The 22,728-nt window shown below is 33.6% G+C and carries 19 protein-coding genes and 1 riboswitch; of the genes, 18 read left to right on the top strand and 1 reads right to left on the bottom strand.

Translation table 11 applies throughout. The annotated features are described in order from the left end of the window. The first annotated feature begins 37 nt into the window (after nt 1-37). Genes CLCOS_RS14090 through CLCOS_RS14080 form a run of 3 tightly spaced genes read left to right on the top strand, consistent with a single transcriptional unit; the run spans nt 38 to nt 3,776 of the window. Complete coding sequence (locus CLCOS_RS14090; protein ID WP_430392615.1) at nt 38-2,134, top strand: molybdopterin oxidoreductase family protein; 2,097 nt, start codon at nt 38-40, stop codon at nt 2,132-2,134. A 5-nt stretch (nt 2,135-2,139) separates the two neighbouring features. Next, nucleotides 2,140-2,547 carry a 4Fe-4S dicluster domain-containing protein gene (locus tag CLCOS_RS14085; protein WP_013239020.1) on the top strand — a complete coding sequence of 136 codons (408 nt, stop codon included), beginning with the start codon at nt 2,140-2,142 and terminating at the stop codon, nt 2,545-2,547. 5 nt (nt 2,548-2,552) lie between these two features. Continuing rightward, nucleotides 2,553-3,776: an NAD(P)/FAD-dependent oxidoreductase gene (locus tag CLCOS_RS14080; RefSeq protein WP_063601672.1), complete on the top strand. Its 1,224-nt coding sequence runs from the start codon at nt 2,553-2,555 to the stop codon at nt 3,774-3,776. Nucleotides 3,777-3,961: 185 nt separating this feature from the next. Here CLCOS_RS14080 and CLCOS_RS14075 read toward each other — a convergent pair whose 3' ends face one another. Then, a complete protein-coding gene (locus CLCOS_RS14075) occupies nt 3,962-4,363 on the bottom strand; it encodes a pyridoxamine 5'-phosphate oxidase family protein (RefSeq protein ID WP_013239018.1) in 402 nt (133 codons plus the stop codon). Between the two features lie 246 nt (nt 4,364-4,609). Between CLCOS_RS14075 and CLCOS_RS14070 the strand changes: the two genes are divergently transcribed. The 15 genes from CLCOS_RS14070 to metK all read left to right on the top strand — a co-directional run bounded on the left by CLCOS_RS14070 (nt 4,610) and on the right by metK (nt 22,525). Beyond that, nucleotides 4,610-6,292, top strand: coding sequence for a PucR family transcriptional regulator (locus tag CLCOS_RS14070; RefSeq protein ID WP_023161835.1), 1,683 nt, complete (start codon nt 4,610-4,612; stop codon nt 6,290-6,292). 174 nt (nt 6,293-6,466) lie between these two features. Continuing rightward, nucleotides 6,467-7,465, top strand: coding sequence for a DUF2877 domain-containing protein (locus CLCOS_RS14065; RefSeq protein WP_063601671.1), 999 nt, complete (start codon nt 6,467-6,469; stop codon nt 7,463-7,465). Next, nucleotides 7,425-8,999: an acyl-CoA synthetase FdrA gene (gene fdrA / locus CLCOS_RS14060; RefSeq protein ID WP_063601670.1), complete on the top strand. Its 1,575-nt coding sequence runs from the start codon at nt 7,425-7,427 to the stop codon at nt 8,997-8,999. Before CLCOS_RS14065 ends, fdrA begins: the two co-directional genes overlap by 41 nt. A 15-nt stretch (nt 9,000-9,014) precedes the next feature. Continuing rightward, nucleotides 9,015-10,430, top strand: a complete 1,416-nt coding sequence (locus tag CLCOS_RS14055; protein WP_013239014.1) for a DUF1116 domain-containing protein — start codon at nt 9,015-9,017, stop codon at nt 10,428-10,430. A 14-nt stretch (nt 10,431-10,444) separates the two neighbouring features. Further along, complete coding sequence (locus CLCOS_RS14050; RefSeq protein WP_013239013.1) at nt 10,445-11,236, top strand: cyclase family protein; 792 nt, start codon at nt 10,445-10,447, stop codon at nt 11,234-11,236. 44 nt (nt 11,237-11,280) lie between these two features. Further along, the gene (locus CLCOS_RS14045; protein ID WP_063601669.1) at nt 11,281-11,964 is read left to right on the top strand and encodes a hypothetical protein; all 684 of its coding nucleotides are present in this window, start codon (nt 11,281-11,283) and stop codon (nt 11,962-11,964) included. Further along, entirely contained in the window at nt 11,952-13,151 is a 1,200-nt protein-coding gene (locus CLCOS_RS14040; protein ID WP_063601668.1) for a thiolase C-terminal domain-containing protein, read from the top strand. Before CLCOS_RS14045 ends, CLCOS_RS14040 begins: the two co-directional genes overlap by 13 nt. A gap of 2 nt (nt 13,152-13,153) precedes the next feature. Then, nucleotides 13,154-13,495: a Zn-ribbon domain-containing OB-fold protein gene (locus CLCOS_RS14035; RefSeq protein ID WP_063601667.1), complete on the top strand. Its 342-nt coding sequence runs from the start codon at nt 13,154-13,156 to the stop codon at nt 13,493-13,495. A gap of 125 nt (nt 13,496-13,620) precedes the next feature. Further along, the gene (locus tag CLCOS_RS14030) at nt 13,621-14,457 is read left to right on the top strand and encodes an FAD binding domain-containing protein (RefSeq protein WP_063601666.1); all 837 of its coding nucleotides are present in this window, start codon (nt 13,621-13,623) and stop codon (nt 14,455-14,457) included. Between the two features lie 2 nt (nt 14,458-14,459). Beyond that, nucleotides 14,460-14,927: a (2Fe-2S)-binding protein gene (locus tag CLCOS_RS14025; protein ID WP_063601665.1), complete on the top strand. Its 468-nt coding sequence runs from the start codon at nt 14,460-14,462 to the stop codon at nt 14,925-14,927. A 1-nt stretch (nt 14,928) separates the two neighbouring features. Next, nucleotides 14,929-17,277, top strand: coding sequence for a xanthine dehydrogenase family protein molybdopterin-binding subunit (locus tag CLCOS_RS14020; protein ID WP_063601664.1), 2,349 nt, complete (start codon nt 14,929-14,931; stop codon nt 17,275-17,277). A gap of 82 nt (nt 17,278-17,359) precedes the next feature. Next, entirely contained in the window at nt 17,360-18,685 is a 1,326-nt protein-coding gene (uraA, locus tag CLCOS_RS14015; protein WP_063601663.1) for a uracil permease, read from the top strand. 40 nt (nt 18,686-18,725) lie between these two features. Further along, on the top strand, nt 18,726-19,682 hold the full coding sequence (gene arcC, locus CLCOS_RS14010; protein WP_063601662.1) for a carbamate kinase: 957 nt from the start codon (nt 18,726-18,728) through the stop codon (nt 19,680-19,682). Between the two features lie 105 nt (nt 19,683-19,787). After that, nucleotides 19,788-20,744 (top strand): 3-hydroxyacyl-CoA dehydrogenase family protein, encoded by a 957-nt coding sequence (locus CLCOS_RS14005; protein WP_063601661.1) that lies wholly within the window; start codon nt 19,788-19,790, stop codon nt 20,742-20,744. Nucleotides 20,745-20,781: 37 nt separating this feature from the next. After that, nucleotides 20,782-20,882: riboswitch (SAM riboswitch) on the top strand. A 443-nt stretch (nt 20,883-21,325) separates the two neighbouring features. After that, complete coding sequence (gene metK, locus CLCOS_RS14000) at nt 21,326-22,525, top strand: methionine adenosyltransferase (RefSeq protein ID WP_063601660.1); 1,200 nt, start codon at nt 21,326-21,328, stop codon at nt 22,523-22,525. Nucleotides 22,526-22,728 lie beyond the last annotated feature (203 nt).

The raw sequence follows: 22,728 nt of genomic DNA, 5'->3' as shown, positions 1-22,728 counted from the left end.
ATCATGTATTTTCAGTAAAAAATATTGAGAAGTGGAGATGAATTATGTGGAAGTAAAACAATCAACTTGTAATTATTGTGCACTTGGATGTAATCTGGACTTTTATGTTGAAGATAATAAAATAAAGAAAATACTTCCCACTAAAGGCTATCCGGTAAATGATGGATTTTGCTGTATAAAGGGATTAAATTTAAATAAGCAGTGCAGAAAATTTAAATCCAGTAAGTTACCTTTTTTGAAAGATGAAAGTGGGAAGATGAAAGTAATTTCTTGGGAGGATGCCTTTGAAACTTTTGCTTTCAAAATGAGATCTATTCAAGAAAAATACGGAACTAAAAGTGCAGCATATTTGAGTACCGGTCAGATAACAACAGAAGAAATGGCTCTCTTGGGTTTTATAGGCAGATGCTGCATGCAAATAAATGGGGATGGAAACACAAGACTTTGTATGGCTACGGCAGCTGTAGCACATAAACAGAGCTTTGGATTTGATGCACCTCCTTATACTCTAAAAGATTTTGAAATTTCTGACACTATTATATTAATTGGAGCAAATCCTGTGGTTGCTCACCCTATAATGTGGAGTCATATAAGAAAAAATGAAAAAGCTAAAGTAATAACAATTGACCCGAGAAAATCTGAAACAGCAATTAATTCAAATTTATGGATAGATATCAAGCCAAAATCTGATATTATACTTTTTTATACCCTTGCAAATGTACTTATAGAAAAGAACTGGATTGATAGAGAGTATATAGAGAAATATTCAGAAGGCTTTGAAGGATTTAAAGAACATGTGAAAAAGTATACTTTAGAAAATGTAGAAAAAAGAACGGGAATTTCGAGTAAAAGGGTAATGGAACTTGCGGAAATAATTCACAACGGGAAAAAAGTTTCATTTTGGTGGACTATAGGAATAAATCAAGGGTATGAGGCAGTTAGAACTGCACAATCAATAATAGACCTTGCAGTTATTACCGGAAACATAGGAAAAGAAGGTACTGGAGCAAATTCAATAACAGGTCAGTGTAATGCTATGGGTTCAAGAATATATAGTAATACTACAGCTTTATATGGAGGCAGAGACTTTGATAATCCAAAGCATAGAGAAGAAATTGCTTCTATTTTAGATGTTCCTTGTGAGATGATACCCAAAAAGCCAACCATACCTTACAATAAAATTATAGATAAAATAAACAGCGGAGAAATTAAGGCATTGTGGGTAATTGGAACAAATCCTAGACATTCCTGGGCAAATAACGAGGAATTTGAAAAAGCAATTCAAAAATTAGAATTCTTGGTTGTTCAGGATATATATGATGATACGGATACTTCTAAATTATCTGATTTATTTTTACCTTCTGTTTCAGCTCTCAAAAAAGAAGGATTTTTTATAAACACGGAAAGGCGTTTGTCAGCTGTAACTCCAATATTAAAAAAAGAAAAAGATGAACTTACAGATTATGACATATTGCTTGGAATAGGAAGAGCACTGAAAGTAGGAAAGCCTTTAGAAAAGTGGAAAACTCCAAGACATGCTTTTGAGCTTATAAAACAATTTAGCAGTAAAATGCCTTGTGATATAACTGGCATTGACTATGAGATGCTGGTTTCATCAAAAGGAATACAATGGCCATTTAAAAAGGGGGATATATTAACTAGTGATGAGAGAAGATTGTTTGAAGATAATAAATATTTTACAGCAGATAAAAAAGTAAAGCTCATTTATGAAGATGCAGCCAAGAAGCCATTTACCCAAACAGAGAAATTTCCATACATATTTAATTCAGGTAGGGGAACTGTAGGACAATGGCATACCCAGACTAGAACTAGGGAAATTGAATTTGTAAAAAATAGCTGCTTTACAGATCCTTATGTTTTCATAAACTATAAATTAGCTGAAAAGCTGCATATAAAGGAAAATGAAAAAGTTGTGATTTTATCGGCAAATGGACATAAAAATGAATTTAGAGTTGTACTGACAAGAAATGTAAAAGAAGATCAATTATATGCTCCAATTCACTATATAGAAACAAATTCATTAACTCCATCTATATTTGATCCTTACTCAAAAGAACCTTCTTATAAATATGTTCCCGTAAATATTGAAAAAGTTTCGGAAGTTAGGAGCTGATAATTTTGAAGAGAATAAAGATAGATAGAAGTAAGTGTATTGGATGTCTTACTTGTACTACAGCCTGTATTGTTTCGCATGACTGTGTTGATAACAGAAGTAGAATCGCGCTGAGTAGTAAAGGAAAATATGCTCCCATATTTTGCAGGCATTGTGACAAGCCAGAATGTGTATATACGTGTATGACTGGTGCTATGAGAAAAAACCCAGATACCGGTATTGTAGAGTACGATAAAAATCAATGTGCAAGCTGTTTTATGTGTATAATGGCATGTCCTTATGGAGTGCTAAAGGCAGATAGTGAAAACAATAGAGAAATTATGAAATGTGATATGTGCCAGCATACGGAAAGTAAAAATCCGCAGTGTGTAGCTAGATGTCCTATGCACGCTATTACTTTAGAGGAGGTGTAGTGTATATGATTTACGTTGTAATAGGGGCTTCTGCATCTGGTATAAATGGTGCAAGAACTCTTAGAAAACTTGAACCTGATGCAGATATAATATTGATTTCAAAAGATGAATATGTCTATTCCAGATGTATATTACACCATTATATTAGTAATAAAAGAAATATAGATGCACTCAATTTTTCAGAAAAGGATTATTTTAAAAAGTACAATATAAAATGGGTGAGAGGAATTGCAGTAGATAAGCTAAAAGATAAAGAGCATGAAATAGAGCTTTCAGATGGAAGCAGATTAAGTTATGACAAGCTTCTTATAGCAAGTGGAGCAAGTTCTTTCATACCTCCTGTAGAAAATCTTAGAGGAGCAAATAATGTAGTAGGACTTAGAAATTTGGAAGATGCACAAAAAATAAAGGATGCAGCTAAAAAAGTAAAAAATGTAGTTGTACTTGGAGCAGGTCTTATAGGAATTGATGCAATTACAGGGCTTTTAGGTTATGGATTGAATATTTCAGTTGTAGAAATGAACGACAGGATTTTAGCAGTTCAGCTTGATAAATATGCAGCAGGTAAATATGAAGATTTATTTAGAGAAAATGGAGTGAATTTAAAGCTGGGAGTTAAAGCAGAGAGGCTTTTAGTTGATGAAGCCAATAATCCTAAAGAATTGCTTCTAAATACAGGTGAAATAATTCCTTGTGAGTTTGTAGTTGTATCAGCAGGAGTTAGAGCAAATACTGCTTTTTTGCAGGGGAGTAATGTGAAATTCGACAAGTTTGGCCTTATCATTGATGAAAGAGGCAAGACAAATATAGGGGATGTGTATGGTGCAGGTGATGTAACTGGAAGAAATCCAATTTGGCCTACAGCCGTTAAGGAAGGAATTGTAGCAGCTAGTAATATGGCAGGGAAAAAACTTTTAATGACAGATTTCTTTGGAAGTAAAAATACCATGAATTTTTTAGGATTAGCAACCATGTCTCTGGGAAATGTGTCAGTTCCAGATGAAAGCTATAAACAAGAAATAGAAACTAAAGATGGTAATTACAAAAAAGTAATACATAAAGATGGCATAATATATGGCGCCATAATTCAAGGGGATTTATCTTATGCAGGTATATTGACTCAACTTATTAGGAGGAAAATAAATATTTCAGCTGTTAAGAAATCCATTTTTGAAATAGACTACTCAGACTTTTTTAATATAAAGGAAAATTTAGAGTATACTTTCTAAAAAGTATACTCTAAATTTTTATATTTATCCGATGACTACCTGCTCTAATACTCCAACTTCTCCAAGTGTGAGTAAAGAGCAGCTACATCCCTGGATAACGATTTCTAAGCATCAGGTGGAGTCAAAACTCCATCTGATGCTTAGAAATCTGTTTATAGATTAGATGTATAAAATAAAGTTCTTTATTAAAAATTTATTTCCTTTGGAGGTTGACCGGAAAAATCTGATATGGTTGCCTTAGCATGTTCAATATAAAATACTTCAAAAATAGGATTGTCTGCAGTTGTATACATTTTCTTTAATCCTTCATTTTCGTTAAGTATTTTTTCTTTATATCGCATATCTTTTGTGAAAACCACCTTGCCAGATAATCTAACTGTTATCATATCCTTTGAAGTAGTAGTAAATTCAGCAAAAGGAGTTGATTGCAATTGTTTATATACGTCTTTATTATTGGCTGTACAAAAATAAAATTTCTGATTTTCTTCAAATTGAAACATCCAAGGTCTTACACGAGGCTTTCCATCTTCTACAGTTGCGAAAGCACCTGTTCTATTTTCATTTAATAGTTGAACAACAGTTTTCATTATAAACCCTCCTAATATTTCATTATCTAAATAATTTGTGCTAATTACAATAATAGTATAAATAAACAATTTATTCAAGTTATAAATATAATTCATATTATGTATTTTATAGGAATAGTATCAATAAAAAGGTAAAAATGAACAGAATAGTACAATATGATTTAAAGCCGCAAAGGGAGTTTGTTTTCGAATCTGGAGTAAATTAATATTAATCATTTAATAAATATTAGAAAGGAATGTGATGTTATGTACCGCTATGTAGGAATTTCCTTAGAAAAACTATTAGAAATTGATATTCTTAAGGATGCAAGAATTTTAGCGGGAGCAAAAGGAATGACAAATAGGATTACAAAAGTAAATGTAATGGAAGTTCCAGATATTATAGAATGGGTTGGGGAAGGTGAGTTTTTAATCACTGCAGCTTATCCAATAAAAGATAACATTAAAGTTCTTCTTGAACTTATTCCTAAATTAAATGAAAAAGGGGTATCTGGTCTTGGAATTAAGTTAGGTAGATATATAAATATATTACCACAGGATATTATAAAAATAGCAGACGATCTCGGATTCCCAATTATTAAAATACCATTTTCTGTTTCACATACAGATGTAATATCAGCAGTACTAACAGAGGTTGTAAATGATCAGATGAACAGCTTTTTTAAAATAGATCACTTTAACAAAGAAGTTATGAATATGATGGCAAATGGCGGAAGTTTAAAGGAAATTACAAAGAAACTTTATGATAATATAGGCAATTCATTGGCTATATATGAAAGCATGAATGACAGATATGAAATTATGTGTGATCAGGAGCTAGATAAAAAAATACTTGATAAGCTGATAAATGAAAATACAAATCAAAAATATATAGAAAGGGGTAATAATACTGATTGCACATATAAATCATGTACAGATAATATTAAGGGAAGGAATATTAAACGAGTAACCATTCCAATTATTATAGAAAGAGTTGAATATGGATGTATTTTTATATGGCTTGATAAAAAAGAATTAACCCCAGTAGATAATATGCTTATCGATTCATATGTGCATATTATAGCCTTGGACTTTGTTAAAAAAATTTCTTTATACAAAATGGAAGGTCATTACAAATTGGAGTTTTTTGATGACTTGCTTTGTGATGATGTGGAGAGACAAGAAAGGGCAATTGAAAGATCAAAAACTTTTAATTTTCATAAGGAACTAAAACATACTGTGATTATTATTCGTGTAAAAGGTTTATATACAGAAACAAGCTTAGATAAAGTAAATTATTCACAAGGAATAATAAGAAATTTATTATTTATCACAGCAAGAGTGTCAAAAATTTATAACGAAAAAATAGTATGTGTTGAAAAAAGTGATAGAATAATAATTTTATTTGGTAGTGAAAAAGAGAAAAATATTAAATTGATAAAGAAAGACATAATTGATTTTAGCGAAAAATTATTAAAGGAAGCTTTGAAAAAGTTTAAAATTAACCAAATAACAATTGGTGTAGGTCGTTCTTATGAAGACATTGTGCATCTTTGGGAAAGCTATGAACAAGCTAAACTTATTGTTGAAAACCTAAGTAAAATTAATACTGGAAACATAATTAATTATGATGATTTGGGAATATATAGATTGCTTTCCTTTAACGGACTTAGAGGTGAGCTTAAAAATTTTTGCATGGATACAGTAAAACCTCTTGTTGAATATGACAAAGTAAATAACTCTGAATTAGTAAAAACGCTGGAAGCTTATTTCGAGTGTAATGGCAACATGAAAAAAATATCGCAAAAAATGTACATGCATTATAACACTATTATATATAGGCTGCAAAAAATACAAGATATTACAGGGATTGATTTAGATAATTGTGAAAGCAGACTAAATCTTGAGGTTGGGCTAAAAGCTATGAACTTAATTAAATACAGAGAATAAACTTCAAATACGAAAATTTATTTTAACTAGAGATTGGGATCAATAAAGGAATTAAGATGCATGTATGTTAAGAGTATACAAATAAGTGTCTCAATATTTAGAATATTTCTATAAAGACATTATCAACCAAATAAAGTAATATATACGTAAGATGAAAATAAGGGATTGGTTATATTGAAAGCATCGTTTATATGTGAAAATCTACTAAAAGCTATAGCAGCGGAAGAAATAGTAGAAGGTCGAGTCCATTCTGTTTTCAAAAATGCTTGTAATATTGAGGCATCTGGTAATTTTATTACGTTATTAAGTAATAAGAAAAATATGGCACCTATGAGTATTCTTATAGATAGCAGTAGAAAATTTGATTTCAAGAAACTTAATATAACTCAAAATTTATATTTTAATTTTAATGTAAATGGTATCTATTGTAGTGAAAGAAATTTATTTATAAGATTGGATGAAGCCCAAAAGTGGTCTCCTCGTGTATCCATAAGATATTCAAATATAACTGAAAAGGAACTAGCTAACAATATAAAAATATTGGAGATTGGACTAAATACACATGGCAAGCTTTATGGTATAGGTCCATTGGTAAACATGATAAATGATGAATTACCAAATCTCAAATTATTTTCTTTTAAAATTCATTCTATTGATGAAAGCTTTAAATTTATTAAAAGCAGGTTTTTGAGATTAATTCGAGCATTAGAAATATTAGACATTGATGAGATAGCTCAAATAGGAGGGAGTATTATTGGTTTTGGATCAGGACTTACTCCTGCAGTGGATGATTTCATAAGTGGTCTTATGATTTGCTTTATTTATCTCGGATATTACTACAAGTTGGATATTTCCCCAATATATAAATTTAATAGCAAAATGATAAGTGAAAGCGTAAATAAAACAACAAAGGTAAGCTCTGAAATGTTAAAGCACTCATCTATTGGAGAGACAAATGAGGCTGTAAGAGAACTTATGGAATCAATATTATATTATCATGATGAAGAAAAAATTAATAAAGCTATATTAAATACCATTAGTTATGGCGAAACTTCTGGAACAGATACAGCTTTGGGAATTTATGTAGGTTGTAAATTCCTGACCACTATAAAGTATAGGAGGGTTTATGAAAATGAAGTTCTGTGTAGATATCAGAAAAAACACATATTATGATTCTGTTGCTTTAATGGTAATTACTAAAGAAATTAAGAAGCTGCCTTATGTTAAAGAAATAATTGTGGGCATGGGAACAGATCTTAACAAAGAACTATCTGAGAATTTAAATTTAAGTAATGACGAAATAAGAAATCTTACACCAAATGATTTCTTTATTGCAGCTTATGTGTCAGATGAAGAAGAAAATCCAACCGAAAGTATTGTAAGTAAAGTAAATGAGCTCCTAAATTCAAAGGAAGAAGAACGTGAAAGTGAAAACGAATACAAAGCTAATACTTTTAATGCTGCACTTAAGCATATGAAAGATGCAAATATGGCGATTATTTCACTACCAGGAAAGTATGCAGCAGATGAGGCAAGAAAAGCTCTTAAAAATGGACTTAACGTTATGCTGTTTAGTGACAACGTAACTGTTGAAGATGAAATAGAACTAAAGAAGATGGGCAGAAGTAAAGGACTTCTTGTAATGGGACCGGATTGTGGTACCGCTATAATTAATCATGTTCCACTATGCTTTGCTAATGTTGTTAGAAAAGGTGATATAGGAATTGTTGGAGCATCAGGGACAGGTACTCAGGAAGTTACAGTTCTTATTGACAAATTAGGTGCTGGAATATCTCAGGCAATTGGTACTGGAGGAAGAGATTTAAAAAGCAGTGTTGGCGGAATTATGATGATTGAAGGATTTAAGGCACTGATTGAAGATCCAGATACAAAAGTAATAGTTTTAGTTTCAAAGCCACCAGCTCCTGAAGTAGCTAAAAATATATTAGATATGGTATCAAGTACAAATAAACCAATAGTTGTAGATTTTATAGGCGGAGATAGGAAAGCAATTGAGGACAGTGGAGCTTATGCCTGTGTAAGTTTGGAAGATGCGGCATATAAGGCAGTAGCACTTTCTAAGGGAAATCCTGTTTGTGACTATACCTCCTTTGCACAGCCTATAGGAGAAATAGACAAATTAGTTGAGCAAGAAGCTGCTAAATTTGACAGTAAACAAAAATATATAAGGGCATTATATACAGGTGGGACTTTAGCTGATGAGGCTATGAAGTTACTTGGCAAAGAGGGATTTGATATATATTCAAATATTCCACTTAAGAAAGAACTTAGACTTAAAAATATATTAAAAAGTCAAAAAAATACTTGCATTGATTTAGGAGACGATGATTTTACTGTTGGCAAACCTCATCCAATGATTGATCCAATGGGAAGAGTCGAAAGATTACCTCAGGAAGCAGAAGATGAAGAAGTAGCAATAATTCTGATGGACTTTGTAATAGGTTATGGCTGTCATGCTGATCCAGCAGGAGAGATGTTACCTGGAATTATTGATGCAAAGAAGAATATGGAAAGTAAAGGCAAATACCTTTGCGTAGTTGGTTATATTTGTGGAACAGAAAATGATCCACAAAATTACAAAGCTCAAAAAGAAAAACTAGAACAAGCTGGGGTTATACTTATGCCATCCAACGCACAAGCCGTTAGATATTGTGCAAGATTGATGAAAAAAATAAATAGTAAATGAAGGGAAGTGATTGGTTTGACTGCAGTAAATGAATTATTTAACAAAAATATTAAGGTCATTAACTTAGGATTAGAATCTTTCTGTAAAGATTTGAAAGATCAACATGTACCATGTATTCATGTTAATTGGAGACCACCAAGTGAAGCAAGCAAAGGACTTTCTCTTTTAGAAGACGAAGGCATAGCATCTAAAATTGAAAAAGCTAATAAAGAAGCAATAGATAGACTTCTAGCTGCAAAACCAATACTTATTGGAGTAGGTCAAGCTGGGAAAGTAATACCTGGCATGACGAAAAAAACAATTCTTCATGCAGGACCACCAATAACATGGGATAAAATGAGTGAACCAGTTAAGGGAGCTATAATTGGTGGACTAATTTACGAAAAGTTGGCATCAAATGAAGAAGAGGCAATTAAATTGGCATCTTCCGGAGAGATAACATATGATTGCTGTCATCATCATTCAACAGTTGGTCCAATGGCAGGTGTGGTTACGTATTCGATGCCAGTTTGGATTTTAAAAAATAAAACTTTTGGTAATTACGCATATTCCACATTTAATGAGGGATTAGGCAAAGTATTAAGATTCGGAGCATATAGTAGTGAAGTTATAGATAGATTAAATTGGATGCAAAACTCACTTGCACCAGTACTAAAAGCAGCTTTAGAGATAAAAGGAAGTGTAGATTTAAAAACAATAATAGCACAGTTCCTTCAGATGGGTGATGAAGGACATAATAGAAATAAAGCTGCAACGTCACTTTTGTTTAGAGAACTTGCACCAGCAATTGTAAAAACTAAATTTTCAGATGAACATAAGGCATCTGTCTTAACATTTATTGATAAAAATGATCATTTCTTTTTAAATATTTCCATGCCGGCTTGTAAATGTAGTTTAGATCCATTAGAAGATATTGAATATTGCACAATACTTACAGCAATGTCCAGAAATGGAACTGATTTTGGAATTAGAGTGGCTGGCACAGGTAAGAAATGGTTTACAGCTCCTTGTGAAATGGTAAAAGGGTTATATTTCCCAGGTTTTAGTGAAAGCGATGCTAATGCTGATCTTGGTGATAGCTGCATAACTGAAACAGCTGGAATTGGTGGTTTTGCCATGGCAACAGCACCAGCAATTGTTAAATTTGTAGGGGGAACGCCAAAAGATGCAATTAATTATACAACCACTATGTATGAGATAACTTATGCAGAAAATAATGCATACAAGATACCGAATATTAACTTCAGAGGCACACCTACTGGAATAGACATGAGGAAAGTCATAGAAACAAGAATACTGCCTGTAATAAATACTGGAATTGCCTGCAATAGAGCGGGAGTAGGACAGATTGGGGCGGGAGTAGTCAATCCGCCAATGAAGTGCTTTGAAGATGCACTTAAATCGTTTATTAAAAAATATAATTTAAAATAAATGGAGGGTATATTATGAACATTATTGATTCTTTCAAAAATGTACAAATGTATGATTTAACTCAAAAAATTAGCCATTTAACGCCACCATGGCCAACTTATGAACCACTGCAAATTAAGTTTTTCAAAAGACTTTCATCAAATGGTGCAAATGGCCAAGTATTAACTCATTCTAATCATGTAGGTACTCATCTTGATGGTTCGCTGCATTTTTGTACTCATGGAAGAGACATTTCATCTATTCCACTTGAAGAATTAGTAGCACCAGGAGTTGTTGTTGATATTTCTGATATAGCAGAAGACTACGGAATATATACCTCAAAAGATATTATGCAAAGAGCGGATGTTAGAAAAGGTGACATACTAATAATCCATACTGGTTATCACAAATATGCATGGGATGAGCCAGAAGCTGATGAAGAAAGAGTAATGATGAGACATCCAGGTCCAACAAAAGAATTCTCAAAATGGTGCAGGAAAATGGAATTCAAATGGTTGGGAGTTGATTGTGGTTCTGCAGATCACCCGATGAATACAAAAATTCGTGAATGGGCTCCAAAAGAAGCTAAGAAGGCAGAAAAATATTTGAGAGCTAAATATGGTAAGGGAATTACAGATTTTTGGCCTGATGAAGACTATCAGCTAATGCACTATGATTTGTTCCCTTACAATATCGTACATGCTGAAAATTTAGGTGGAGATATTGATAAGGTATTGGGAAAGAGATTAGTAATAGGATGCTTCCCATGGAGATTTGTAGGTGGAGAATCCTGCATATGCCGTATAGTTGCATTTGATGCTAAATAAATTAGAAATGCAAAAATTTAAATCAAATAGAAAGGATGTTAAATATGATAGTAGATAAAATGGAACAAAGTCTAAGACCAGTTGAAACACCATTGGCACAATATCCGCCAAAGGTAATAACCATGGCTAGTGGAGATAAATTAGTAATTCGTCAAATTAGAAGAGATGAGGTTCCTCATATATTAGAAGCAGTTAAACCTCTAATGACAGTAGAAAAAGATTTTTATGATATAGTTGCATCTAGAATATATTCAGAATTATTAGGATATTACAGATACAGAGTTAAGGATGAGTATTGTTTAATTGGAACTATAGATGGAGTTATAGTAGGAATTGTTAATGGTCGTACTGTTGATGATAAGGTTGGAATGTCTTATCATACTATGACATTAAGACAAGGACTTAGAATAGGAGCACAGTTATTTGCAGCTAAAATGGAATACCATCTTGATATCTTAAAGCAAGAAGAAGTATGGATAGTTGCAGAAAGTCCAAATGGATTTAAAAGATGGATGATTGAATATGAATTAGAATCAAGACCAGAAGTATGGCACGAATTAGGCGGCGTACCAACGTATGTATTAACTAGGGCATTATGGGAAAAACATAAAGCTGATAAATTAGCTGGACGACGTCCGGTAAGTGCTGAACTATTAAAGACTGCTGAAAACCCAATCCTCCCAGAAACTTATGCTCAGATTCCGGGATATAAAAGATGCGCGAAGTAGGAATTGTTGGTGTTGGTCATACTAATTTTGGTAAATTTTCAGGGGGGACTTTTATCGATATGATCAGTATGGCAGCTGTAGAAGCACTTGATGACGCCGGCGTTAAATTAGCTGAGGGGCAACATGGAATAGATCAAGTTTTTGTAGCTACAATGGGCGCTGGTATATTAAATAAACAAAGTGGTATTGCATCTGCACTTGTAGACACTTTGAATTTAAGACCAGCAATGGCTGAAACTGTAGAAAATGGTCCTGCATCCGGTGCTTCAGCAATAAAACTAGGTTATATGGCAATTGCCAGTGGAATGTGTGATGCTGTTCTCGTCGTTGGTGGTGAAATGATGAGGGTTGTCAGTGGATGGGAAGGCACAGACTTTGTTGCCACCATGCTTCATCCTGAGGCAGAATATAATTATGGTATAACGCTTCCAACGCTTGCAGGAATGTTTACAAGATTATGTATGGAAAAATACGGAATTACAGAAAAGGATTTAGCAATTGTATCAGTCAAAAATCATGAAAATGCACTGCATAATCCGGTAGCTCATCTTCATATAGTACCAAATCTTTATGCAATTACTGAAGATGAAGACGCTGGCATAGTTAATCCTTATGTGGCTTCTCCACTTAGATTATACTCAGTTTGTCCAGTTTCAGATGGTGCAGCAGCAGTTTTGCTGTGTGCTATGGATAAAGCTGATAGATTTGCAAAGAAACCAGTTAAAATTGCTGGAATTGGTCAAGCTACAGATACACATGCAGTAGCAGAAAGAGAAGTATCTACAGATTTACTTGCAGTAAGATTGGCAGCGCAAAATGCATACGAAATGGCAGGATTAAAACCTGAGGATATTGACGTAGCAGAACTCCATGATGCATTTCAGATACTTGAAATTGTGGAATCTGAAGAAGTTGGTTTCTTTAAGAGGGGAGAAGGTCACATAGCAGCTAGAAATGGTGAAACAAAAATTGGAGGTAAGATTCCAATAAACACATCAGGAGGCTTAAAGGCAAAAGGTCATCCACTTGGTGCAACGGGAGTTTCACAAGTCGTAGAAATCGTAAAACAACTGAGAGGGGAAGCAACTGGCCGTCAGGTAAAAGGCGCTAAGGCTGGGCTCGCTGTAAATTTCGGTGGATTTGGCAATAATGTTGTAGCAACAATACTCACAAAGGAGGCGGAGTAACTATGGATGAAAAAATGTACGCTTACAAATGTACAGTCTGCGGGCAGCTCCACCATCCAAAGCATTTTGTATGTAAAAAATGCGGTAATAGATCATTTGAAGAAGTTCCGCTAGAAGGTGAAGTAACACTTTTAACTTACACAAAAGTGTATAATCTTCCTGAAGGATATATGAAACCGTATTTATACTTTGGCATAGTTAAATTTGAAAATGGTCTCACAGTAAGCGGCCAACTAGAAGTAGATAACCCCGTCATAGGAATGAAACTTATATCAACAGTAGGAGTTGTCAAAGAAGGCACAAATAATGATTGCTATGGGTTTATTTTTAAAGATATAAAATAATAAGATAAGTAAAGAACACTAGTGGTTTAATTATTAAAACACCCCTGATAATATGGCATGATTATAAGTAAATGCATAATATTTTAGGGGTGTTTTGTGAGTATTATTAATTAGGAGGAATAAAATTGCAAGATTTTCAGTATATAAAGCCTAAAAATTTAGAAGAAGCTTTAGAACTGATAGATAAATTTGGCAAAGAAGTCAAGATATTAGCTGGTGGGACAGATGTAATAGTTGGTCTTAAAGGTAATGTAGTACATTGTAAATATCTTGTTGATATAAAAGGTATAAATGAACTAAGGGGTATAGAATATAATGAGGTCGATGGATTGTCTATTGGCTCCCCAGTTACTTTAAATGAGATAATTGAATCTGATAAAATTGAACCAAGTTATAAAGTATTAATTGATGCTTCTAAATCTCTTGCTAATGTTTTAATAAGAAATAGAGCTACATTAATTGGAAATATATGCAATTCATCACCTGGAGGAGATATGCTTCCAACTTCACTTGTGTTAGAAGGGAAAGTTTGCGTTTCATCAGTAAACGGTAACAGAGAAATACCGCTTAAAGATTTCTTTACTGGAGTTAAGAGAAATGCATTGAAAACAAATGAAATGGTGACAAAAGTTATTTATCCACCAATAAAAGGAGAAGGAAGGTTTATAAAGAAATCAAGAATAAAAGGACATGACCTTTCACAAATAAGTGTTGCTGGATATTTAAAGGAAAATGGAGACTTGAAAATTTCATTAGGTGCAGTTGCTCCTACACCAATTTTAGTTGAAGATTTTGATAACTATAAAAATAAAAACCTTATAGTAGATAAAAATAAAATCGCTGATAAAGTTATGAGTAAAATTAATCCGATTGATGATGTAAGGGCAACGAAAGAGTACCGATTAGCAATGGCTAGGTATTTAACCTGTGAAATTCTAAAACAGCTAGGGGAGGGAAAATAAACATGATGGAAAAAATACATTTGTTTGTTAATGGAGAAGAAATTTTTGAAGAGATACCTTCAAATAGCACCCTGCTTTGGTTTTTAAGAGAGAAACTTGGATTAACAGGAACTAAGGAAGGATGCGGCGCAGGGGAATGTGGCGCTTGCACCGTTATTTTAAATGGTAAAGCTGTTAACTCTTGTTGTGTTATGGCATTAGAAGCTGCAGAGGGAGAAGTACAGACAATTGAAGGTGAAGCAAAGAATGGAAAATTGTCAAAACTTCAAAAAGAATTTATTAAGCATAATGGACTCCAATGTGGTTTCTGTACTCCTGGAATGATAATGTCAGCTAGAGCATTATTAATTAGGAAACCTCATCCTAAAAAAGATGAAATTAAAGAAGCTATGCAGGGAAATCTATGTAGGTGTACAGGTTATGAGGCAATTATAGAATCTATTGAAGCAGCATCAAAGGATGGTGAATAATATGGACTATAATTATGTAGGAAAAGGAATCCCTAGGATTGATGGGGTAGAAAAAGTTACTGGGGAAGCACAGTATGTTCAAGATATAAGCTTTAAAGGTATGCTTTATGCAAAAGTCAAAACAAGCCCCTATGCACATGCATTAATTAAAAGTATTAATACAAGTAAGGCTAAAGAGTTACCTGGAGTAAAAGCAGTTTTGACTGGCCATGAGGCTTATCAGAAGCTTGGTATATATATTGTTGATAAACCAATACTTGCCGTAGATAAAGTAAGGTATTTTGGTGAAGCAGTTGCAGCTGTTGCAGCCGTTAATATTGATATAGCTGAAAGAGCAATAGATCTTATTGAAGTTGAATATGAACCTTTACCAGTTTTACTAGATGTTGAAGAAGCAGTAAAACCTAATGCTATTTTAATTCATCCAGACTTAGGAAATTACAAAACTATTCCAGGCGTATTTTTCCCAGAAGCAAACACAAATGTATCAAATCACTTTAAGTTAAAAAAAGGTGATATTAAAAAAGGGTTTGAAGAATCGGACTTAATAATTGAAAATAAATTTTATGTACCTCAAATACTTCATGTTCCAATGGAAACTCATTCAGTAATTGCAAAATGGGGTACAGGTGATAAGATAAAAATTTGGAGCAGTGCACAGTCACCATTTACACTGCGTAATTTGTTTAGTATTGCTTTAAATATACCAATGGAGAATATTGAAGTTATAGTACCATATATAGGTGGTGGTTTCGGAGGAAAAGCAGGAATTCACCTTGAACCATTAATTGCACTTCTTTCTAAAGCTTCAAACGGAAAGACAGTAAAATTTGTAGCAACAAGAGAAGAAGAAATATCAACGCTGCCTTGCAGACAGGGTCTAGTTGCTACAATTAAGACAGGAGTTAAAAAATCAGGAAAAATTATAGCAGAAGAAATTGAATATCTTTGGGATGCAGGAGCTTATGCAGATTACGGTGTTAATATCACAAGAGCTACCGGTTATTCTGGAGCAGGTCCATATGATATAGAAAATGTTAAACTAGATTCCGAAACTGTTTATACGAATCATCTGTTTGGTACAGCATATAGGGGATTTGGACACGCAGAGATTTTCTGGGCTATTGAAAGACAAATGGAACTAGTTGCTAAAAAATTGGGTATGGACTCACTTGAGTTTAGGCTTAAAAATCTATTAAGACCAGGATCTATTACTATAACAGGTGAACCCATTCATGAACAATCTGGAAACGTTATCAAATGTATAAAGACTGTAGCCGATAGAATAGGATGGGGAAAACCTAAATCAGAAGAAGAAAAAGCATTAGAAAAGAAAACAGGTAAATATAGGGGCAAAGGTATAGCTGTTTTGCATAAAGCACCTGCAATGCCGAGTAATGCAGCTACATCAGCTATTGTTCAAATGAATGAGGATGGATCTATACGATTTAATGTTGCAGGTATAGATATGGGACAGGGTTCATATACAGCAATGGCTCAGATTATTGCAGAGAGACTTCATTTGCCTATTGAAAAAGTTCATGTAGTATTTGAAACAAATACGGATGAAGCACCATATGATTGGCAGACGGTGGCAAGTCGTATGACAATACTTGCAGGTAATGCCGTAATCGAAGCATGTAATGATTTAAAGGAACAAATTTTTGATGTGGCAGCAATTGTATTGCGTGCAGCTAAACATGATCTTGCACTTGGTGATGAATGTGTTTATGTAAAACAGTTTCCAGAAGAAAAAGTATACTATAGTGAAATTGCAGTGGGATACACCTATCCAAATGGAAACGGAATCGGCGGTCCACTAATTGGCAGAGGCAATAGTATAGCTCAAGGGTTAACAATTTTAGATCAAGAAACAGGACAAGGAAGACCGGCTTTAGATTGGACTTTCGGTGCTCATGCTATGGAAGTTGAAGTAGACACTAATACAGGAGATACAAAAATTATAAAAATTGTAACCGCTATAGATGTAGGCAAGGTTATTAATGAAATGGCAGTTAAAGGACAAATAGTTGGTGGAGTTGTTCAAGGAGTGGGAACGGCTATTTCGGAAGAACTTAAATATAACAAGGAAGGCAAATTATTAACTAAAAGTTTTGTTGATTACAAAATTCCAACAATGCAGGATTTACCAGGCTCTATTGAGGTCCACTGCATTGAAACTCCACAACTTGATGGACCATATGGGGCAAGAGGATGTGCTGAACATCCAATGATATCTATAACATCTGCTATGGGAAATGCTATTGCAGATGCTACAGGAGTTGAATTGTTTGAAACCCCATTTACAGCTGAAAAAGTATATAAAGCATTAAATGACTGTAAGCACTAAATTTGATTTATTTCAGTGCAATATTATATATCTAATGATACTGCACTGAACTTAAATAAATAATTTATAGGAGTGTTAATTTATGAGACGTATTGTAGGAATTCATGAAAAGCTGCCAGTACTTGAGACTATACCTCTTAGTTTTCAACATTTGACAGCTATGTTTGGTGCAACTATCTTGGTCCCATTACTATTAGGCATAAATCCAGCAATTTGCTTACTTATGAATGGTATCGGTACATTGGTTTATTCCTATTTTACTAAAGGCGGAATTCCAGCATATTTAGGTTCAAGTTTTGCATTTATTGCTCCTACTCTTTTAATTATTGGTTCATTTGGTGGAGTTAGTCATGCTCAATCTGGATTTATCTTTTTTGGTTTATTCTTTATCGTAATGGCTCTCATTGTAAAAAGATTTGGAATAAAATGGATTGACGTGGTAATGCCTCCAGCTGTAATGGGCGCAGTGGTTGCTGTCATAGGACTCGAACTTGCTCCAACAGCAGCAATTCAGGCAGGACTCGCTCCAGCTGCAACAGCAGTTGGTAAAGTAGTTCAGCCATATGTTGCTGACCCTCGTGTTATTGGAGTTGCTATGTTTACATTGGCTATTGGAATATTTGGTTCAGTTTTATTTAGAGGATTTGCGCAAGTTATACCAATTCTTATTGCTGTTATTTGTGGTTATCTTCTTGCATTTGCAATGGGGATGGTTGATACAAAATTAATTACAGCTGCAAGTTGGTTCCAGATTCCTCATTTTTCAGCACCTGTATTTGATATTAATGCTATATTTATAATTGCTCCGGCGTGTCTTGTCGTGCTTGCTGAGCACATAAGTCATTTAATAGTTACTGGTAGAATAACTGGTTCAAATCTATTAGAGGATCCAGGACTCTGGAGATCACTTCTTGGAGATGGTATCAGCAACGTTATTTCAGGCTTTACAGGATCAACACCAAATACAACCTATGGTGAAAATATAGGAGTTATGGCTATTACTCGTGTTTATTCTGTATGGGTTATTAGGGGAGCTGCTATTCTTGCAATTATTTTCTCATGCTGTGGCAAAATAGCTGCTACTATACAAGCAATTCCTGAACCTGTTATGGGTGGAATTACAATGCTTCTTTATGGATTAATAGCTGTCCAAGGTATTAGAATGTTTGTTGAAGAAAAAGTTGACTTTAGTGTAAACTATAACATGGTTTTAGGTGCAATTACATTTGTTGTTGGTGTAAGCGGAGCTAGTGTTACAATTGGAACAGTACAATTTAAAGGCATGGCATTTGCAGCTATAGTTGGTATTTTATTATCAATTTTTTTCTATATTTTAGGAAAATTAGGAATAATGAATGAAGAATACAAAATAAGATTTGATGACAAAGACAAAAATATTCAAGCATAAACACAATAGGAATTAATACGAAGTTTCGGAGGATATAAATATGTTAAAAATTGTTGTCAGTCTTGGAGGAAATGCACTTCAGAAAAACCCAAAAGATAAATCGGCAGAAGCTCAACTTAAGACATGTAAGGATACTGCCAAATCAATAGTAGATCTTATAGAAGATGGGAATGAAATTATTATTACACATGGAAACGGTCCACAGATAGGACAGATTATTTTTGCATATGAGAAAGCACAAAGAGAAGATGAATTAAATCCCGTTATGCCTTTCCCTGAATGTGGTGCTATGAGCCAGGGATACATTGGATATCACTTGCAGCAAGCATTAAAACAGGAGTTAAAGAGGAGAGGAATAAGTAAACAGGTTGCAACAGTTATTACACAAGTTGTAGTCGACAAAGACGATTCAGGATTCAAGAATCCTACAAAACCAATTGGGTCATTTTTTACGAAGCAGCAAGCTGAAAAGCTTATGAAAGATAACGGATACTCAATGAAAGAGGATGCAGGCAGAGGCTGGAGACGTGTCGTAGCATCACCAATGCCAAAATCTATTGTGGAAGATGAAATTATTAAAACACTAGTTAAATCAGGATATGTAGTAATAACTGTAGGAGGCGGCGGAGTCCCAGTAATTGAAAAAGATGATGATACAATTGAAGGAGTTGCAGCTGTTATTGATAAAGATTTTGCGTCAGAAAAAGTTGCAGAAATAATTGATGCAGATATTTTGTTAATATTAACTGCAGTTGAGAAGGTTGCAATAAACTTTAATAAAGACAATCAAAAAGACCTATTACAAATGGACACAGAAGATGCTCATAAATATATTGACGAAGGACAATTTGCACCAGGTTCAATGTTACCTAAAGTAAGGGCTGCTGTCATGTTTGCTGAATCAAAGAAGGGCAGACAAACTATTATAACTTCTCTTGAAAAAGTTAAAGAGGCACTTCATGGTAAAACAGGAACAGTAATAACTAATAAACAGTAAAAATTAAAAAATGAACCGGTGATTTCAATGTTAGATGAAATTACTGGTTTTTATTTAATAAAATAAAAAGCAATTTGCACGTATTATGTTAAGGGGAGTGGGAATATGAAAATTAAAACTGTATCTGTATTAGGTACTGGAACAATGGGGCATGGAGTAGCATTATTATGTGCCCAAGCAGGATTAGATGTATTATTGTATGGAAGGTCAGATAAAAGTTTAAACAAAGGAATGAAAAATATAGAATCAAGTTTGGAACTTTTTAAGGAAAAAGGTAAATTTCATAACAAGAAGCCAGAAGAAATTCTATGTAAAATAAAAGTTGTTAAAACAATTATAGAGGCAGCTCAAAGTGCTGATTTAGTAATTGAATGTTTAGCAGAAAATTTAGAGCTTAAACAAGATATTTTTAAAGAGTTAGATGAAATTTGCCCTAACAATATAATTTTATCGAGCTGTACGTCAGGATTATTACCAACAGATATAGCTAAAAATACAAAGCATCCGGAAAGAGTAGTAGTTGCTCATTTTTGGAATCCACCACAATTAATTCCTCTTGTAGAGGTGGTGCCTGGTGAAAGAACATCAGATGAAACAATGAAAATAACTATGGAATGGGTTGAATTTATAGGCAAAAAAGCTATTAGAATGGAGAAAGAATGTCAAGGCTTTATTGGAAATCGACTTCAGCATGCACTTTTAAGAGAGGCTTTATATATAGTAGAGCAGGGATGGGCAAAACCAGAAGAAGTTGATAAGGCTATTGAATATGGGCTTGGAAGAAGACTACCTATTACAGGACCAATTTGTACTGCGGATTTAGCAGGGCTTGACACAGTTAATTCAATAGCTTCTTATTTATTAAAAGATCTTTGCAATTCAAATGAGCCTTCCAAGTTACTTAAAAGCAAAGTTAAAAATGGAGAATTAGGAAGTAAGAGCGGACAAGGATTCTACAATTGGGCACCAGATACTTTAGAAAAGAAACAGAAAGAACGGGCAGAATTGCTATTTTATTTTCTAGAAAGAGATAAAGAAAAATTTATGTTGACAAACAAATAAATATAGTTTACACTATAGTACAATTAAACAAATAAATTTCTTATCAAGAGAGGCAGAGGGACTGGCCCTATGATGCCCGACAACCTGAATTTATATTCAAGGTGTTAATTCCAGCAGGTAAAACCTGACAGATGAGAAACAAGAGGACATAACTTCCTGAAGTTTCTAACAGGAAGTTTTTTTATTTTTAATAAGACATGTTAAATATTTTAATATGACTCATTACTCTTTGAGCACTCATCCGATTTTAAAATAAGAAGTTCTATTTAAAATAATGTATTAAATGTCTATTTATTGGTTGACTAGACAAACTAGAGGTCAAGTTTCATTTATTTACATAGAAAAGTTTTGAGGGCAAGATTTTTCTATGGTGTGAAACCTGGCCTTTTTTTATCCGATGACTACCTGCTCTAATACTACCCTCTTATCCAAGTGGGAGTAAAGAGCAGCTACGTCTCTGGATAACGAGTTCTAAGCATAAGATGGAGTTAAAACTCCATCTTATGCCAAGAACTTTGTTTATTTAAATAATCAATGGACTAAGATGCAGTTAAGTAAAAATTTATTGGAGGATGATAGAAATGGGAAGATTATTTACATCAGAATCAGTGACAGAAGGTCATCCAGATAAGATTTGTGATCAAATATCAGATGCAATATTGGATGCCATTATTGAAAAAGATAAGTATGGGAGAGTTGCCTGTGAGACAATTGTAAATACAGGATTGGTAATTTTAGTAGGTGAAATATCTACTAAAGCATATGTGGATATACCTAAAATAGTCAGGAAAACCATAAGTGATATAGGATATAAAAATTCAAGATTTGGATTTGATGCAAGCAATTGTGCTGTAATAACATCTATAGATGAACAATCTTCTGATATTGCATTTGGAGTTGATGAATCTTTAGAATCAAGAAAGGGTGAAAAAGATAATATTGAATCAATTGGGGCAGGAGATCAGGGCATGGTATTTGGATTTGCTACAAATGAAACTCCAGAATATCTACCACTGCCTATAGCACTGGCACACAAGCTATCGAGAAAACTTGCAGAAGTAAGAAAAAACGGTATAATACCATATTTAGGGCCAGACGGTAAAACCCAGGTTACAGTGGAATATGAAGGTGAAAAACCTGTAAGAGTGGATACTGTATTAATTTCTTCTCAACATGATGAGAATATAACTCATGATAAAATTGAAAAAGATTTGATAGAATTCGTTATTAAAAGTGTAATACCACATAAATTTATTGATTCAAATACAAGATATCTTGTAAATCCAACAGGAAGATTTGTAAAAGGAGGCCCTGAAGCCGACTCAGGTCTTACAGGTAGAAAGATAATAGTTGATACCTATGGAGGATATGGAAGACATGGTGGTGGTGCATTTTCTGGAAAAGATCCAACGAAAGTTGATAGATCAGGAGCCTATGCTGCAAGATGGGTAGCAAAGAATTTAGTAGCAGCAGGAGCTGCAGATAAAATAGAAGTAGAAATTGCTTATGCCATAGGAGTTGCAAGACCGGTATCAATTAGTGTAGATACTTTTAATACAGAAAAGATTAGCAAAGATAAAATATTAGAAATTATAAATAAACTTTTTGATTTAAGACCTGGGGCAATTATAAGAGATCTGGATTTAAGGAGACCTATATATAAAAAAACAGCTGCTTATGGCCATTTCGGGAGAACTGATATAGATCTTCCTTGGGAAAGACTTGATAAAGTTAATGAAATAAAAAAAGAATTGGATAGTAGTTTATCCTTAAAAATTTAGTTGATCAGAAAACTGAAGGCTAAAGTAATTTAAATATTGCTTTGGCCTTTTTTATCCGATCGCTACCATTGCTAACACCCCCATTTTTTCAAAGCGGGGGATAAGCACTGCTACGCGCCTGGATAAGTTCTTCTAAGGTTCAGATGGAGAAAATGTATTCCTTATAAGCAAACTCCACCTGAATCTAAGAATCACTTGATGTA

Origin of the sequence: Clostridium coskatii (assembly GCF_001675205.1) — a bacterium.
GTDB lineage: Bacteria > Bacillota > Clostridia > Clostridiales > Clostridiaceae > Clostridium_B > Clostridium_B ljungdahlii.
This window is presented reverse-complemented; position numbering and strand designations above follow the sequence as displayed.